Consider the following 13,933-nt stretch of genomic DNA (forward strand, 5'->3'; position numbering starts at 1 on the left):
CGTGCTCGACTACGACCGGTGGGGCTCGTCCCGCAGGACGCGCGCCCCGTTCCGGACGGCCTTCAGGGCCGCCCGGGCGTGCTCGGGGGAGGCACCGGCCAGCCCGCACGCGGGGGTGGGCACCACCGCACGGGTCAGCAGGTCAGGGCCGAAACCCAGCCGGTTCCACAACTCGCGTACGACCTCGACGTTAGCCGCCGGGTCGGACATTCGGTCGCGCTGCGCGGGGGGCGGATCGACCGCCGGAACGACGCCCAGCATCAGGCCGACACCGGCCTCCACGGCGGTGCCGACCATGTCGTCGTGGCGCCGGTCGAGCAGCGCGGCGTCCAGGCCCAGCGCCCGCGCGCCGCTGCGGCGCAGCAGGTCCAGCGGGGCGTCGGCGGCGCAGCAGTGGACGGCGGGCACCGCCCCGGCCTCCTCGACGGCGCCGAACAGGGTGCGCAGCACCTCCTCCACGCGGACCCGGTCCACCGCGCGCAGCCGCCCGTAGCCGCTGGCGGTGGGCAGGGCGCCCGTGAGGACGGCGGGCAGGGAGGGCTCGTCCACCTGGACGAGGAGGCGGGCGCCGGGCACCCGCTTGCGGGCCTCGGCGATGTGCGCGAGCACCCCCTCCAGGTGGGAGGCGGCCAGGTCGCGGTAGGCGCCGGGGTCGGCGGCCATGCGCTGGCCGTTGCGCAGTTCGACGGAGGCCGCCATCGTCCAGGGGCCGGCCACCTGGATCTTGAGGGCGCCCTCGTAGGCGTGGGCGTGCTCGGCCAGGAGGTCCAGGTCGCGGGAGAGGAAGCCGCGGGCGCGGTACAGGTCGCGGCCGGGCGAGTCGGCGACGCGCCAGCCGGTGGGCTGTACCTCGACGGGGAACTCCACCAGGAGCCCGGCGGTGCGGCCGATGACGTCGGCGCCGACCCCGCGGCCGGGCAGCTCGGGCAGGTGCGGCAGGTCGGGGAGTTCGCCCAGGACGGTGCGGACCGCCTCGTCGGGGTCCTCTCCGGGCCAGGACCCGACCCCGGTGGAGGAGGCGGCGGGCCAGGGGTAGGGGTGCTGTTCGCTCACATCGCCCAAGGTTAGGGCAACGGCGGGCCAAGGAACGGTACGGCGCGGCCGCCCGGCCGGTCCGGCGCCTGGAGGGGGCGGCGCGGCGGGCCGCGGGGCGGGGTCAGCCGGCGGCGGTGCGCTCGGGGGTGGAGCCGGTCCCGGAACCGGTGCCGTCCTCGGCCCCGGGCTCCTCTGCTTCGGGCTCCTCGTCCCCGGTGCCGGGCCCGGCCGCCCGCGCCCCGCGGCTCCGGCGGCGCAGCAGCACCATGGCGGTGACCAGCACGGCCGCCACCGCGACGACGCCCACGGCGGTCCACGGCGAGTCCAGGAAGAGTTCCAGCCAGGTGCCGACGATCCCGGAGATGACCATGCCCCACAGGCCCGCCCAGGCCAGGCCGCCCAGGAACACGGCGGCGAAGTAGCGCGGGAAGCGCATCCGCACCACGCCCGCGGACAGGTTGATGGCGGTCTGCATGCCGACGGTGAAGAAGCTCAGGGTGACCACGGGGGCGCCGTAGCGGTCCACGAGGTTCTTGGCCCGCTCCAGGCGGGGCCCCAGGCGGGCGCCCATGCGGCTGCGGTTCACCCCGGCGCCCAGCCCGCGGCCGATCCAGTACGTCGCGGGGGCGCGCAGCAGGATGACGACGAGCAGGGTGAAGTAGACGACCCAGAAGGGTTGTCCTTCGAGGAAAGCGAACTGGGGCATGGACGGGTCTCCCAACCTTGACCCCCCTGAGTTTGCATTGCCTTACCTAACCCGGGCAAGGGGCGAAGGTCGGAACGTGACCGAAAAGCTGCCCCGTTCGTCCCTTTTTGTCCGATGGGTGGTGAGACTCACGCCCCGCCCGCCCGCGGCTCACTCCCAGGTCAGGCGGACACCGCCGCGCGCGACGTCGCGGAGATCGTCGCCGACCCCAGCACCGTGTCGCCCCGGTCCCCGTCGTAGACCACCACGGCCTGCCCGGTCGCCACCCCGGTGGCGGGCTCGGCCAGCCGCACCACCAGCTCGGGGCCGTCCGCGCCGTCCCGCTGGTGCACCTCGGCCCGGTACACCTCGCCGTGGGCGCGCAGCTGCACGTGGCAGCCGACGGGCTCGGCGGGCGGCTCGGCGCCGCTCCACACCGGGCGCACCCCGGTGATCGTGTCCACCCGCAGCGACTCGCGCGGGCCCACCGTCACCGTGTTGTTCACCGGCTCGATGGACAGCACGTAGCGCGGGTTCGGGGAGCCGCCCAGGCCCAGGCCCTTGCGCTGGCCCACCGTGAACGCGTGCGCCCCGCCGTGCGAGCCCAGCACGTTGCCGTCCTCGTCGAGGATGTCCCCGGGCCGCTCCCCCAGCCTGCGGTTGAGGAACCCGGCGGTGTCGCCGTCGGCGATGAAGCAGATGTCGTGGCTGTCGGGCTTGTCGGCCACCGACAGGCCGCGCCGCTCCGCCTCGGCCCGCACCTCGGCCTTGGTGCAGTCGCCCAGCGGGAACATCGCGTGCTCCACCTGCTCGGCGGTGAGCACGCCCAGCACGTACGACTGGTCCTTGTCCCGGTCCACGCTGCGCACCAGCCGCCCGTCGACCTTGCGGACGTGGTGGCCGGTGGCGACCGCGTCGAAGCCCAGGGCGACGGCGCGGTCCAGCACGGCCTCGAACTTGATCTTCTCGTTGCAGCGCAGGCACGGGTTGGGGGTGTTGCCGGACTCGTACTCGGCGACGAAGTCCTGCACGACCTCTCGGTCGAACTCCTCCGACATGTCCCACACGTAGAAGGGGATGCCGATGACGTCCGCGGCCCGGCGGGCGTCGTGGGAGTCCTCCACCGTGCAGCACCCGCGGGCGCCCGTGCGGTAGGACTGCGGGTTCTTGGAGAGCGCCAGGTGGACGCCGGTCACGTCGTGGCCCGCCTCGGCCACCCGGGCCGCGGCGACCGCGGAATCGACCCCGCCCGACATGGCGGCCAGTACACGCAAAGTCATAGTGCTTCCAGCCTATGCGCCCGCCGGGGGTGTGCGGGGCGGGTGTGGTCGTCCGCTCTGCGAAAATCGACCCATGGCTCTGTTCCGTCGTCGCCGCTCCAACGACACCACCGATTCGACCGCCGCGATCACCGCGTTCTGGGAGGCCTGGCCGTCCCTGCGCGACCCCCTGGCCGAGGCCGCCGAGGCGGACCGCCCGGTCTCCGACGAGGCCGCCGAACGGGTGACCGCGCTGGTCAAGGCCGTGCACCCGGACCTGGACTGGGAGGTGGGGCCGGCGCCGAGCGCACCCGCCCCCGACCTGACCGACCTGGACCTGTCGATGGACGTCGACCCCGACGAGCTGCTGGCGCGGCTGGCCGCGCTGGACGACCCCGGCTCCCTGGCCGAGCCCGCCGCCCACGCCCTCACCCTGCGTCCGGGCGCCTCCGACGACGCCCGCATCCAGTCCGAGCGCTGGGCGCGCTCGGCCCCCGAGGACGGCGCCTGGCGGTTCCTCCCGGCGCGGCCCGCCGACCACGACGGCCTGACCCGGACGGTGACCTGGGACGGCCACGAACTGGACCTGTCCCACGTGTCGGTGTCGATGCGCGTGAACCACGCCACGGGCCGGATCGAGGTGGGCGTCTACCACCCGGACAACATGTTCCTGTCCGAGGAGGTGCGCCGCTCCCTGGCGGACCACGTGGTGATGCTCGCCCTGGGCGAGGACGACATGGTGCGCTACATCGCCAAGGTGGACCCGCTCGACGAGTCGCCCATGGACCCGCTGCCGCCCACGTCGATCCCCGCGACGGTGCGCCAGATGGTGGACATGCTCGGCGGCGGCGAGGGCGGCTGGGTCACCCTGCACGGGACCGGCCCGGGCCGCGGGCGGGTGACCTTCTCCGCCCGCCACCCGCTGACCCGCCGCGACTTCCCGGCGCTCACCCTGGCCGTGCGCGTGATCGTGCCCTACGCCGAGACCACCGCCGACGGCAGCCCCGGCGAGTCGTCCGAGCTGGCCCTTCAGGACCTGGAGAACCGGCTCAACCGGGTGCTGGGCGACAACGGCGCGCTGTTCATGCACCAGACCGTGCCCGGCCGCAAGGACATGCTGTACTACCTCGACCCCGACTCGGGCGCGCTGGCCCCGTTCGAGGAGGAGCTCAAGGGCTGGGCCGAGGGCGACCTCAAGCTCAGCACCCAGCTGGACCCGGCCCGGAGCGTGTTCGGCGGCCTGCTGCGCCCCTACCGCTCCTTCTTCAAGAACTGACGCGTCAAGCGGCGCGGGCCGGGCGTGGACTCCCGTTGACCGTGGGACGACCCGGTGCGGACCCTCCCGCACCGGGGGCGCCGCGCGGGTCAAGTCCTGTCACCGCGTTGCACATCTGGCGCTCAAGCCCCAAGAGGCGTAACGTGGCCTCCCCGCCAGGAGGATGATTCGGCCTGATGGACGGTGTGCTTCCCCGCGCTCCCACGGGCCGGCCACGGATCGCCGCGGTCGGTGCGATCCTCGCCCTGTGCCTGGTGGGCGCCCCGCTGATGTCGCTCTTCCCGCTGGCGCTGTGGGAGTTCTCCCGCGCCCTGACGCTGAGCGACGCGGGCATGGGGCTGTTCCTGCTCGCCCCGGTGGTCACCGGGGTCGTCCTGCTCATGGCGTGGATGGCCGACCGCTGGCTGGCCGGGTTCGGCGTCGTGCACGCCCTGACCTGCTCGGTGCTGGTGACCGGCACGGCCATGGCGGTGCCGGTCGTCGTGTCGTTCCTGGCCCCGGACGCCGCCCCGCTGCCGGGCGGCCCCAACGTCAACATCCCGTTCCTGACCGGGGTGATCTCCACCCTGGGCCTGGGCGCCGCCATGCTCTCCACCCGGCTGCCGGGCGCCCGCGCCCCGGGCACGCTGCCCGCCGTGGCCGTGGTGTTCGTCCTGCTGCTCCTGCTCCCGGTGCTGTCCGAGGCGATGCGCGGCCACACCGCCGCCGAACGGGCCGGGGCGCTCATCCGCGGCTACGGGCGGCCGATCACCGTCCTGGACCACCCGGACTGGACGCTGGCCGCCGCCCACCGCACCCACCAGGGGCTGCGGCTCACCTACCTCGACGGCGACGGCGCCCCGCTGTACGTGGTCACCTGGGACCGCGCCTCCGAGGGGATCGACCAGGGCTGCGACTACCCGGGGACGCGGTGCGTCCGCAGCGGCGACACCGTCGCCGTCCACCACTCCGCGACCGAACCGGCCGAGCTGCGCGTCGCCATGGGCGACGGGCGGATCGTGAGCCTGTCCCCGGGCTGCGGCCCCGGGGCCGACCTCGCCGCCGCGGCCGACCGCCTGCGCCCGGAGTCCCCGGGCGAGCGCGACCTCCTCGCCGAGGCCCTCGCCCCCCTCCCCTGGCGCTGACGGCCCGCCCCGGGCGCCGGACGGACCCCCGGTCCGGCCACCCGGCCGACCGGGGGCCGCGACCGCTGCGGGAACGGGAACGGGTCCCGCTCCCGCCCCGGGGCCGCCTCATCCGTCGCCGCGTTCGGCGATCTCCTTGACGGCGGCGAGCCTGCGGTCCCATGCCTCGGCGACCCGTTGCAGGTCGCGGCCCACCTCGTCGAGCCGGGAGCCGATCGCCCGGTACACGACCTCGCGCCCCCGCCGCTGCGACTCGACCAGGCCGGCCGCGCGCAGCACCTCCAGGTGCTTGCCGATCGCCTGCCGGGTGACGGGCAGCTCCGCCGCCAGCGCCGACGCCGAGGCGGGCTCGCGGCCCAGGCGCACCAGGACCGCCCACCGGGTCTCGTCGCCCAGGGCGGCGAACACCGTGGCGGTGGCCCCGCCCCCGGCGTCCGGGACGCTCACTTCGGCTCCCCCGCCAGGTGCGCGGTCAGCGCGGCGAAGCCCCCCGCCCAGCCGTCGGCCTCCGCGGCGGCGTTGTCGGCCGCCGCGCCGAACCGGGGCGCGAGCGCGTCGAACCCCGTCTGGGCGACGGTGAGCAGGGTCCCCTTCCCGGAGGGGCGCACCGCCAGCTCGACCAGGGTGGAGCCGTCCTCCCCGGGCTCGGTGTCCGGCTCGGCCGCGATGCGGTAGGCGAACCGGCTCGGGGCCTCGGCCGCCACGACCCGCCCCCGGTAGGTGCCGTGCTCGTCCCAGTGCAGCGTCATGGGCGCCCCGGCCTCGGGGCGGAAGTCGGCGCCGCCGAACGCGTACCAGGCGGCGAAGTGCGCGGGCGTGGTGACGGCCTCCCAGACGCGCTCGGGCGGGGCGTCGATGTGGACGGCCCGGTGCACGGTCAGCGGGTCCACGTGCTCGCGGGCGGCGGCCAGTTCGATCCGCCAGCCCTCGGTGTTCTCCTCCAGGCGGCGGCGCCGGTCGGCCTCGGTTCCGCCGAGGGTGTCGAACCCGCTCTCGACCACGGTGAGGCGCACCCCGCCGGGGCGTTCCTCCAGGTGGAACTCGACCAGGGTGGAGGCGTCGGTGTCGGCGTCCATCCAGCGGAACGCGGCGTAGCCGTGCGGGTCGAGCTTCTCGGTGCGGAAGCGGAAGTCGCCGTGCACGGGGTCGCGGACGATGTCGGTGTCGCCGTCGCGGTCGATCCTGTGGTCGATGACGGCGCCGTCGTTGATGAACCATCCGGGCCGGGTGACCAGGTCCCAGACGCGCTCCGGCGGGGCGTCGATGTCGATGGAGCGTTCGATCCGGTCGGTGTCGGTCATGGTGGAGCCCTCCTCTGGTGCAACCCCAGAGTTGCACAGCGAAGACCAAGGTGCAACCAAGGGGTTGCATGGCCTTCTTCGCGACACGCCCTCCGGTTGCGTCGCGGGAACGGCCCGCGCGGCGATCCTGAGGTGGTGGAGACGACGATGCCCGCCGCGTCCGTCGCCCGCGGCCGCCCCGTGAGGGCGCCCGGGCCCGACCGCCGCACGCCGTGGCCGCCGGCGCCGCCGCGGGGGGCCGACCGGTGACCGGGACGGAGTGGGGCGACGAGGAGCTGTTCGACGAGCTGCTGCACCGCCTGAGCCCGGGGGACCGCGCGGCGATCGCGTCCCCGGACCGCACGACGGTGCTGCTGGACGGCGGGGACGGCGGGAAGCCCTTCATCCTGCACGTGGATCCGGCCGCCCTGGGCGTCCGGCTGCGGACGACGGCCCGGGAGGCGCAGGAGGTCTTCCCCGACGCGGAGCCGCTGATCGCCGCGCTCCGGCTGTTCCTGGTCCACGTGGACGAGGCCGTCGACACGGCCCCGCCGGACCACCGCCACCTGGCCCTGGAGCCCGGAGGCGTCCGCGCCCACCGCGTCTGGGCCTGACGGCCGGTCCCGGAATGTCCGAGGGGCGCGGCATGCTCTTCCCATCGGCACGGCGCACCGGGGACGACTCGGGAAGGCGCCCGATGAAAGGACTTCCCCATGTCGTTCCAGGCCTACCTCGACACCATCGAGGACAAGACCGGTCTCACCCCGCGGCAACTGGTCGACCTCGCCAAGGAGCGCGGTCTCGACGCCCCCGACACCAAGGCCGGGGTCATCCTCGCCTGGCTCAAGGAGGACTACGACCTCGGCCGCGGCCACGGCATGGCCCTGGTCCACGTCATCAAGAAGGGGCCCAAGATCGACGCCAAGCACGTCGGCACCACTGGCTCCCACCGGGACGAGTCCGACACCCTCTGGCTCGACGGCAAGGCCACCCGCCCCTGACCCCTCCCCACCCCCCGGCCCCTCCCCCGGGCCCGCGACGGCCCCCGGAAGCACCGCCCGAACGGTGCGCCGGGGGCCGTCGGCGTTCAGGACGGGGCTCAGGCGGGGTCGCGGTCCGGGCCCGCCGCCCCGCGCACCATGGCCGCGACGAGCCTGCGCACGTCCGCCTCGCCGAACGCCCCCGCCGGACCGGTGACCAGCGTGAACAGCGCGCCCCCGTAGAGCGTGGCCAGGGTGGCCACCGCCCCCGGCGGCACCGACGTCCCCAACACCTCGTGCAGATCGACGGTGTCGGCCACCACCGCCCGCTCCAGCCGCCCCAGCACCTCCTCCAGCGCGGGCCGCCGCCGGGCCTCCAGCCGGAGCTCGAAGATCGCCAGGTAGCGGTCGCGCAGCACGGTCGCCGCGCCCCACAGCGACGCCGCGATCATGTCGGTCAGCTCCTCGGGCCCGGTCGGCCCGGCCATCCCCTCCGTCGCGGCGGCCATGTCGGCGGTGTGCAGCTCCAGCACCCGTTCCGCGGCGGCGACCAGCAGCGCCTCCCGGTTCCGGAAGTAGTTGGTGGCCGTCCCGGCGGGCACCCCGGCGCGGGCCTCCACCGCCCGGTGCGTGACCCCGTGCATCCCCTCCTCCGCCAGCAGCGCGATCGCGGCGTCGGCGAGGGCCCGGCGTCGGCGCAGGTTGGCGGGTGGCATGGGGCCGAGTATAGGACTCGGCCGCTTACCACTACCATCGTATTGAATGGTGGTGGAGGACCGAGGCTTGGAGGGATCATGGGCGGCGGAACACTGACGGCGACGGTGGTCGGCGGCGGCATCGCGGGGCTGGCCGCGGCGACCGCGCTCGCCCGGGCGGGCTGGCGCACGACCGTGCTCGAACGCCGCACCGGCGGCCCCGAGGTCGGCGCGGGCGTCGCCGTCCCCCGCAACGGCGTCGCCGCCCTCGCCGCCCTGGGCATCGGCGGCGACCGGCTCGCCTCCCTGGGCCACGAGACCGTCGGCACCGGGTTCCGGGACACGCTCGGCCGCCCGATCCTGCTCATCCCGGACGACCTCGAAGAGGTGCGCGAGGCCGTCACCATCCGGGGCTTCCACCGCCGGCGCCTGCACGCGGCCCTGGCCGACGCCGCCCGCGACAGCGGGGTGGAGGTGGTCACGGGCGCCCGGGTCGCCAACCTGTCCGCCGGGACGCCCGGCGGGCCGCGCGCCGCCGTGTCGTGGCGGGACCCGGCGAGCGGTGAGGTGCTGCGCGCCGACGCCGACCTGGTCGTGGGCGCCGACGGGATGTGGAGCGCGGTGCGCGGCGTCCTCTTCCCGAGGGTGCACCCGGCGTACAGCGGCAGCACGAGCTGGCGGGCGATCGTCCCGGACACCGAGCGCGACGGGCGGCTCTTCGAGTACTGGGGGCCGGGCGCGGAGTTCGGGGTCATGCGGGTGAGCGACACCGAGCTGTACTGGTACGGCTACGTGCGCGCCCCGCGGGGCGCGGTCGTGGCCGACGAGCTGGCGACGGCCCGCGCCCGCTTCGCCGGCTGGGCGCCGGAGGTCACCGGGCTCATCGAGCGCACCGACCCGGCCGACCTGATGCGGCACGACGTCCACCACCTGCGCGGCGGGCTGCCGACCTACGTGCGGGGGCGGGTCGTGATGATCGGCGACGCCGCGCACGCGGCGCTGCCCACCATGGGCCAGGGCGCGGCGACCGCGCTGGAGGACGCGGTGGCGCTCGGCACGCTGGTCGCGGCCCCGGTCGCGGCGGGCGCGGACCAGGCGGAGGCGATGGCCCGCTTCGACGCCGAGCGCCGCCCCAAGTGCCGGAGCATCGCCCGGCAGGCCGCGTTCATCGCCCGGGTGGGCGCGGACCTGGGCGGCGGCTGGCGGCAGTCGGTGCGCAACGCACTGCTGCGCCGGGTGCCCGCGCGGGCGCTCGCCCTGGCGGGCTCCTCGGCGGTGGGCTGGGACCCCGACCCGGCCGTCCTGGGCGGCCCGTCCGGACCGGGGGCCGATCCGGAGCGCCCCTGACGGCTCCGGCGGACGGGGTAGGTCCTCCCGGGAGGACACACGGACGGTGAAGGGGGAACCGATGGGCGACGCCACGGGGTCGGGACGCGGCCGGGGCACCCGGCCGCTGCGCGGGGTCGGCGGGCTCAGCCGCGCCGAACTGGACGCGGCCCGCGACCGGCTGCTGCCGGACCTGCTCGCGCCGGGGATGAAGGTGGTGTTCTGCGGGGTGAACCCGGGGCTGACCACCGCCGTGCGCGGCCACCACTTCGCCGGTCCGGGCAACCGGTTCTGGCCCGCGCTGGCGCTGGCCGGGTTCACGCCCGAGGTGCTGCCCCCGGAGCGGGAGGGCGAGCTGCGGGGGTGGCGGCTCGGGCTGACGAACCTGGTGGCCCGGCCCTCCCGCGGCATCGACGAGCTGACTCCGCAGGAGTACGCCCGGGGTGCGGAGCTGCTGCGCGAGAAGGTGCGCAAGTGGGAACCGGAGTGGCTGGCGATGCTGGGCGTAACCGCCTACCGCGCGGCCTTCGGGGCGCGGAAGGCCGCGGTGGGGCCGCAGGAGGAGGGGATCGGCGGCACCCGGGTGTGGCTGCTGCCCAACCCGAGCGGCCGCAACGCCCACTGGACGCTCGCCTCCCTGGCCGGGGAGTACGCCCGCCTGCGGGAGGCCGCGGGCCTGCCGGACCTCCGTCCCGACCGCCTCCCCTGAGCCCGGCCGCCGACCGGGGCAGTGGCCGGGGACGTCGGCCGAGGGGCGTCGGCCGGGAGCCGCGCGGGCGCGGCCCCGTCGGCGGGCCTGCGTGCGGCCCCGGCATGCTGCCCCGGAACCCGGCCCCCGGGCGTCCGGCCCTGGCACGCGGCACCGTCAAGGGTCAGGCGTGCGGCTCCGTCGACGGCCCGGATGCTGCCCCGGAGCCCGGTCCCGGCCACCGGTCCCGGAGCACGGCCCCGCCGATGGCCCGGCACCCGGCCGCCCGGCGGGGCGGCGTCCGCCCGCCGACCGGCCTCGGCACGGCGCCCGTCCCCGCCGCCCGTGCGGGGACCGTCAGGCGGGGGTGATGCCCTCGACGATCCGCAGGACCTCCTCGGGGTCGCCCTCGGCGGTGAGGTCGTCGCTCTCCTCCACCTCGGCCCAGTAGGCGTCGTCCACGTAGGAGAGGTGGACGACCACCCCGGGCTCCGGGGAGAAGATCGCCGTCGACCCGTTGTAGTGCCCGTCGCCGTCCGGCAGCTCCCGGGCGGGCGAGTCGTGGAACTCCTCCTCCAGCACGGTCCCGGTGGCCTCGTAGTAGGCGTCGATGTCGGTGAAGTCGTCGCGCCGCATCACGGACACGTACAGGCTGGAGACGGCGACGGCCTCCCGTTCGGCCATCACCTCGCCGAAGTCGTCGACCAGGTGGTCGACCTGGATGGTGTCGGCCAGCCAGGAGCGCTCGACCTCGTGGGTGTCGGGAACGACGTGGCCGTCCCGCTCGGCCAGGGCCGTGTGGTCCAGGTCGTAGGGGGTGCCCGTCACGTCGTCGGGCAGGTGGCCGATCTCGTAGCCGTTCAGGTCGCCCTCGGCGGGCAGGTACCCCTGCGCCTCCAGGAAGGGAGCGGCCTCCTCCAGGGACATGTCCTCGGAGGGCGCCTGGCCGTCCGCGCCCGGGAGCGGCAGCCCGTCCTCCTCCACAGCCCGGACGGAGGCGGCCTCGGGGGTGGGGGCGCAGGCCGTGGCCGCGAGGGCGAGGAGGGCCAGGGCCCCGAAGGCGGTCTTCGCTCGGTTCGTCATGCCCCCATCCTCACCGCGCGGGGGCGGGGGCGCCTGAGTACGGCGACGCGTTCCCTCTGGGGCGGTGAGCGCTTGTGCGCGGACGCCGGACCTGGTAGGCGCGGCCCGGAACGGCAGGGCGCCCCCTCGCGGGGCGAGGGGGCGCCCGGTGCGCCGGATCCCCGGCGGCCGGTCCGGGGCCCTCGGGCGGCGGTGTCAGTCGAAGAGGTCCTCGGCCCGGGAGATGTCGAGGGCCCTGTCCAGCCAGGAGTTCAGGGTGTCGAGGTCGCCGCAGGACCGGATCCGGGTGCGGACGCCGTCGGAGACCGCGATCCCCCTCTTGGCGAGGACGCGGAGCACGCTGTCGGCGACCCCCTCCTCGCGGCCCTCCTCACGGCCTTCCTCGCGGCCCTCTTCACGGCCGATGCCGACGTACTTGCGGGCGAAGTCGCTCTGCCATTCGTAGGTGTCCACGGACATCAAGCCCTCCAGCTCCTTACGGGCCGCCTCGTTGAGGCCGGCCAGCACGTGGTCATAGTAGAACGGACGGTTCGTCTCACCGGCGGAGTCCAGCGCCTCGACCAGGGCCTTCAGCACCCGGCCGTCGTGCCCGCCGTGGGCGTGCGCGGACAGCACCGCGAGTTCGGGCAGGGCGCGGGCCCGTTCGGGGTCCACCACCACCGGCATGGTGTCGGGGCCGACCACCAGGGGTCGCAGGGTGAACCCGGGGTGGCCGGTCTCGATCGGCCGCGCGCACCAGCGGGCGACCGCCTCGTCCGGGCAGAGCACCACCAGCACGGCGGGGCATTCGAGGCGCCCGTACAGGGTGGCCAGGTAGGCGGGCCGGCTGAAGTGCTTCTCCGTGTCGCGGTCGTTCTGGCGTTCCACGGCCACCGCCAGGACGGGGTGGCCGCCGTCGCGGAGCAGGACCGCGCCGTCGGCGTTCCACTCCTTGGGATCGCAGTTGGTCAGGACGGAGGAGGTCAGGACCGCCTCCGTGTGGCCGGTGGCCGGAAATCCCAGGGCCTCGCGCAGCAGGGCCGGGACGGTCTCCGGCCTGTTCTGGATCAGCCGGAGCGGGATCTCGTGGGATCGACTCGGCATCGGGCTCCTCGGTCGTTCGTCGCAGGGGTGCGGGGTGGGGGGCCGCGGGCGGGGCCCGCGGCCCGGAGGGTTCACGCGGTCTCGAGCAGGTCGGGCGGGTCGGGCGGATCGGGCAGGGTGAACGCCGCCCAGGTGTGGCGGCCCAGGTCGCAGCAGTCGCAGACCGGCCGGTGCCCCCACACGGTCGCGGTGGCCTCGATGAGGAGCAGGCCCCGGCCGCCCTCGGCCAGCGCCCACTCCTCGTCCGTGCGGGCGTAGGGGATGCGCGGGACCCGGCCGCCGGTGCCGCCGTCGTCGGTGAACCCGACGCAGACCCGGCCCCCGATCGCCCACAGGGTCCGGACCACCCGCCCGCCCGAGCGGCCGGAAGCGGTGTACTTGAGACAGTTGGTGAACAGCTCGCTGCCGCAGAGGAGGACCGCGTCGACCGTGTCGGGGGCGAACCCGCGCAGGTCGGCGGCCAGATCGGAGCGCATCCGGGCCAGCTCGGATGTGGTGCCCGGGTAGCGGCGCGGCGGCCAGGCGCGGACCCCGGTCATACGCCCGCCTCCCTGCGGTGGTTCCGGGCGACCCACACCCGGACGGCCCTCTCCAGGTCGGCGAGGTCCGGCGGCACGAACGGGTCCCGGGCGGGGGCGGGCCGGGGCGGCACGGGGGCGAGCAGGTCCCCGGGGGGCATCGGGCGCGGTGCCGGGATACGGGGCGGCGCGGAGGGGTCGACGGGTCCGCCGGTCCAGCGGGCCAGGCGGGCGCGGGCGTCGGCCTGCGCGCGGTCGGCGTCCTCGGCGGCGGCCGCGAGGGAGCGTTCGTGGGCGGTGTAGTAGGGCCGGACCAGGGCGACGTCGTCGGCCGGGAGGCCCTCGGCGGGCGGCGCGGGGGCGGCCGGGAGGTGCGGGGTGGAACGCCGGGCGGGTCCGGGGTTCGCCGCGTAGCGGCGGACCCGGGCCGACCTGCGGCGGAACCCGAGGAGACGGGTCCGGGAGTGGCGGCCCCGGGGCGGGGAGAGGAGCGCTTCGAGCAGGTGCAGGGCACGGCTCAAAAGCGCGGCGCTAAACTGGCTCACGCTGGCAATCCTTTGGATTCAAAGTGGTGAATTGCTGGCCACGACCCCGGGCGCTGGCTAAGCGTCGCGGGGTCACTGTTTTCGGTTGTCAGGCAGAGATTATGCGATGGCAGAGACGATAGGGCCTGCTGGGGCGGGATCGGTCCGGGAAAATTTCATGGGGGGGTGTCTGTGCAGGTGGGGGCCTCTCTGGGAATTTTTCTGGCTATTTTCACCAAAGGTGCCATTCGGTCATTCGTCATGAAAAAAGCCCCCGTCCTGGAATTCCAGGTCGGGGGCCCGCACCGCCGCGCGGTCGGCCGGCGGCGCCCGCCGGGGCCGGGCGGCCACGGCCCCGGGGCATGGAGAAGTCCCCC

General features: G+C 75.4%; 16 protein-coding genes. 6 read left to right on the plus strand and 10 right to left on the minus strand.

All coding sequences use genetic code 11. From position 1 onward, the window contains the following. Positions 1 to 9: 9 nt before the first annotated feature. The 3 genes from ACFVNO_RS10085 to mnmA form a co-directional block, all read right to left on the minus strand. Positions 10 to 1,053 carry a methionine synthase gene (locus ACFVNO_RS10085; RefSeq protein WP_378891210.1) on the minus strand — a complete coding sequence of 348 codons (1,044 nt, stop codon included), beginning with the start codon at positions 1,051 to 1,053 and terminating at the stop codon, positions 10 to 12. Positions 1,054 to 1,156: 103 nt separating this feature from the next. Next, positions 1,157 to 1,741, minus strand: coding sequence for a DedA family protein (locus ACFVNO_RS10090; protein WP_378891212.1), 585 nt, complete (start codon positions 1,739 to 1,741; stop codon positions 1,157 to 1,159). A 161-nt stretch (positions 1,742 to 1,902) separates the two neighbouring features. Further along, positions 1,903 to 3,000, minus strand: a complete 1,098-nt coding sequence (mnmA, locus tag ACFVNO_RS10095; RefSeq protein WP_255646837.1) for a tRNA 2-thiouridine(34) synthase MnmA — start codon at positions 2,998 to 3,000, stop codon at positions 1,903 to 1,905. Positions 3,001 to 3,073: 73 nt separating this feature from the next. Here mnmA and ACFVNO_RS10100 point away from each other — a divergent pair, with 73 nt between their 5' ends. Together ACFVNO_RS10100 and ACFVNO_RS10105 are read left to right on the plus strand one after the other, a co-directional pair. Beyond that, positions 3,074 to 4,255: a DUF695 domain-containing protein gene (locus ACFVNO_RS10100; protein ID WP_355258432.1), complete on the plus strand. Its 1,182-nt coding sequence runs from the start codon at positions 3,074 to 3,076 to the stop codon at positions 4,253 to 4,255. A 176-nt stretch (positions 4,256 to 4,431) separates the two neighbouring features. Then, the gene (locus ACFVNO_RS10105; RefSeq protein WP_355258435.1) at positions 4,432 to 5,379 is read left to right on the plus strand and encodes a hypothetical protein; all 948 of its coding nucleotides are present in this window, start codon (positions 4,432 to 4,434) and stop codon (positions 5,377 to 5,379) included. Between the two features lie 108 nt (positions 5,380 to 5,487). Here ACFVNO_RS10105 and ACFVNO_RS10110 read toward each other — a convergent pair whose 3' ends face one another. Both ACFVNO_RS10110 and ACFVNO_RS10115 read right to left on the minus strand, forming a co-directional pair. After that, complete coding sequence (locus ACFVNO_RS10110) at positions 5,488 to 5,826, minus strand: metalloregulator ArsR/SmtB family transcription factor (protein ID WP_355258438.1); 339 nt, start codon at positions 5,824 to 5,826, stop codon at positions 5,488 to 5,490. Continuing rightward, on the minus strand, positions 5,823 to 6,680 hold the full coding sequence (locus ACFVNO_RS10115) for an SRPBCC domain-containing protein (RefSeq protein ID WP_378891217.1): 858 nt from the start codon (positions 6,678 to 6,680) through the stop codon (positions 5,823 to 5,825). Before ACFVNO_RS10115 ends, ACFVNO_RS10110 begins: the two co-directional genes overlap by 4 nt. 245 nt (positions 6,681 to 6,925) lie before the next feature. On the opposite strand from ACFVNO_RS10115, the gene ACFVNO_RS10120 reads away from it, so the two are divergent. Then, positions 6,926 to 7,273: a hypothetical protein gene (locus tag ACFVNO_RS10120; protein ID WP_355258444.1), complete on the plus strand. Its 348-nt coding sequence runs from the start codon at positions 6,926 to 6,928 to the stop codon at positions 7,271 to 7,273. Between the two features lie 99 nt (positions 7,274 to 7,372). After that, the gene (locus ACFVNO_RS10125) at positions 7,373 to 7,660 is read left to right on the plus strand and encodes a DUF4287 domain-containing protein (protein WP_355258447.1); all 288 of its coding nucleotides are present in this window, start codon (positions 7,373 to 7,375) and stop codon (positions 7,658 to 7,660) included. A 98-nt stretch (positions 7,661 to 7,758) separates the two neighbouring features. Here the strand turns inward: ACFVNO_RS10125 and ACFVNO_RS10130 are convergent, their stop codons facing one another. Beyond that, on the minus strand, positions 7,759 to 8,355 hold the full coding sequence (locus tag ACFVNO_RS10130; protein ID WP_355258450.1) for a TetR family transcriptional regulator: 597 nt from the start codon (positions 8,353 to 8,355) through the stop codon (positions 7,759 to 7,761). 78 nt (positions 8,356 to 8,433) lie between these two features. Here ACFVNO_RS10130 and ACFVNO_RS10135 point away from each other — a divergent pair, with 78 nt between their 5' ends. Continuing rightward, entirely contained in the window at positions 8,434 to 9,681 is a 1,248-nt protein-coding gene (locus tag ACFVNO_RS10135; RefSeq protein ID WP_355258453.1) for an FAD-dependent monooxygenase, read from the plus strand. 61 nt (positions 9,682 to 9,742) lie between these two features. Continuing rightward, positions 9,743 to 10,369, plus strand: coding sequence for a G/U mismatch-specific DNA glycosylase (mug, locus tag ACFVNO_RS10140; RefSeq protein ID WP_355258456.1), 627 nt, complete (start codon positions 9,743 to 9,745; stop codon positions 10,367 to 10,369). Between the two features lie 336 nt (positions 10,370 to 10,705). Here mug and ACFVNO_RS10145 read toward each other — a convergent pair whose 3' ends face one another. The 4 genes from ACFVNO_RS10145 to ACFVNO_RS10160 all read right to left on the minus strand — a co-directional run bounded on the left by ACFVNO_RS10145 (position 10,706) and on the right by ACFVNO_RS10160 (position 13,577). Next, on the minus strand, positions 10,706 to 11,431 hold the full coding sequence (locus ACFVNO_RS10145) for a hypothetical protein (RefSeq protein ID WP_220563168.1): 726 nt from the start codon (positions 11,429 to 11,431) through the stop codon (positions 10,706 to 10,708). Between the two features lie 195 nt (positions 11,432 to 11,626). Continuing rightward, on the minus strand, positions 11,627 to 12,514 hold the full coding sequence (locus ACFVNO_RS10150) for a hypothetical protein (RefSeq protein ID WP_355258459.1): 888 nt from the start codon (positions 12,512 to 12,514) through the stop codon (positions 11,627 to 11,629). Positions 12,515 to 12,585: 71 nt separating this feature from the next. Next, a complete protein-coding gene (locus tag ACFVNO_RS10155; protein ID WP_220563170.1) occupies positions 12,586 to 13,053 on the minus strand; it encodes an ATP-binding protein in 468 nt (155 codons plus the stop codon). Next, positions 13,050 to 13,577: a hypothetical protein gene (locus ACFVNO_RS10160; RefSeq protein WP_378891226.1), complete on the minus strand. Its 528-nt coding sequence runs from the start codon at positions 13,575 to 13,577 to the stop codon at positions 13,050 to 13,052. Before ACFVNO_RS10160 ends, ACFVNO_RS10155 begins: the two co-directional genes overlap by 4 nt. Positions 13,578 to 13,933 lie beyond the last annotated feature (356 nt).

Origin of the sequence: Nocardiopsis sp. NPDC057823, assembly GCF_042797335.1 — a bacterium.
GTDB lineage: Bacteria > Actinomycetota > Actinomycetes > Streptosporangiales > Streptosporangiaceae > Nocardiopsis > Nocardiopsis changdeensis.

Excerpts from the sequence above, each read along its gene's own strand:
- ACFVNO_RS10090 (WP_378891212.1), bottom strand. The coding sequence starts at position 1,741 with ATGCCCCAGTTCGCTTTCCTCGAAGGACAACCCTTCTGGGTCGTCTAC.
- mnmA (WP_255646837.1), bottom strand. The coding sequence starts at position 3,000 with ATGACTTTGCGTGTACTGGCCGCCATGTCGGGCGGGGTCGATTCCGCG.
- ACFVNO_RS10100 (WP_355258432.1), top strand. The coding sequence starts at position 3,074 with ATGGCTCTGTTCCGTCGTCGCCGCTCCAACGACACCACCGATTCGACC.
- ACFVNO_RS10105 (WP_355258435.1), top strand. The coding sequence starts at position 4,432 with ATGGACGGTGTGCTTCCCCGCGCTCCCACGGGCCGGCCACGGATCGCC.
- ACFVNO_RS10115 (WP_378891217.1), bottom strand. The coding sequence starts at position 6,680 with ATGACCGACACCGACCGGATCGAACGCTCCATCGACATCGACGCCCCG.
- ACFVNO_RS10125 (WP_355258447.1), top strand. The coding sequence starts at position 7,373 with ATGTCGTTCCAGGCCTACCTCGACACCATCGAGGACAAGACCGGTCTC.
- ACFVNO_RS10130 (WP_355258450.1), bottom strand. The coding sequence starts at position 8,355 with ATGCCACCCGCCAACCTGCGCCGACGCCGGGCCCTCGCCGACGCCGCG.
- ACFVNO_RS10135 (WP_355258453.1), top strand. The coding sequence starts at position 8,434 with ATGGGCGGCGGAACACTGACGGCGACGGTGGTCGGCGGCGGCATCGCG.
- mug (WP_355258456.1), top strand. The coding sequence starts at position 9,743 with ATGGGCGACGCCACGGGGTCGGGACGCGGCCGGGGCACCCGGCCGCTG.
- ACFVNO_RS10145 (WP_220563168.1), bottom strand. The coding sequence starts at position 11,431 with ATGACGAACCGAGCGAAGACCGCCTTCGGGGCCCTGGCCCTCCTCGCC.
- ACFVNO_RS10150 (WP_355258459.1), bottom strand. The coding sequence starts at position 12,514 with ATGCCGAGTCGATCCCACGAGATCCCGCTCCGGCTGATCCAGAACAGG.
- ACFVNO_RS10155 (WP_220563170.1), bottom strand. The coding sequence starts at position 13,053 with ATGACCGGGGTCCGCGCCTGGCCGCCGCGCCGCTACCCGGGCACCACA.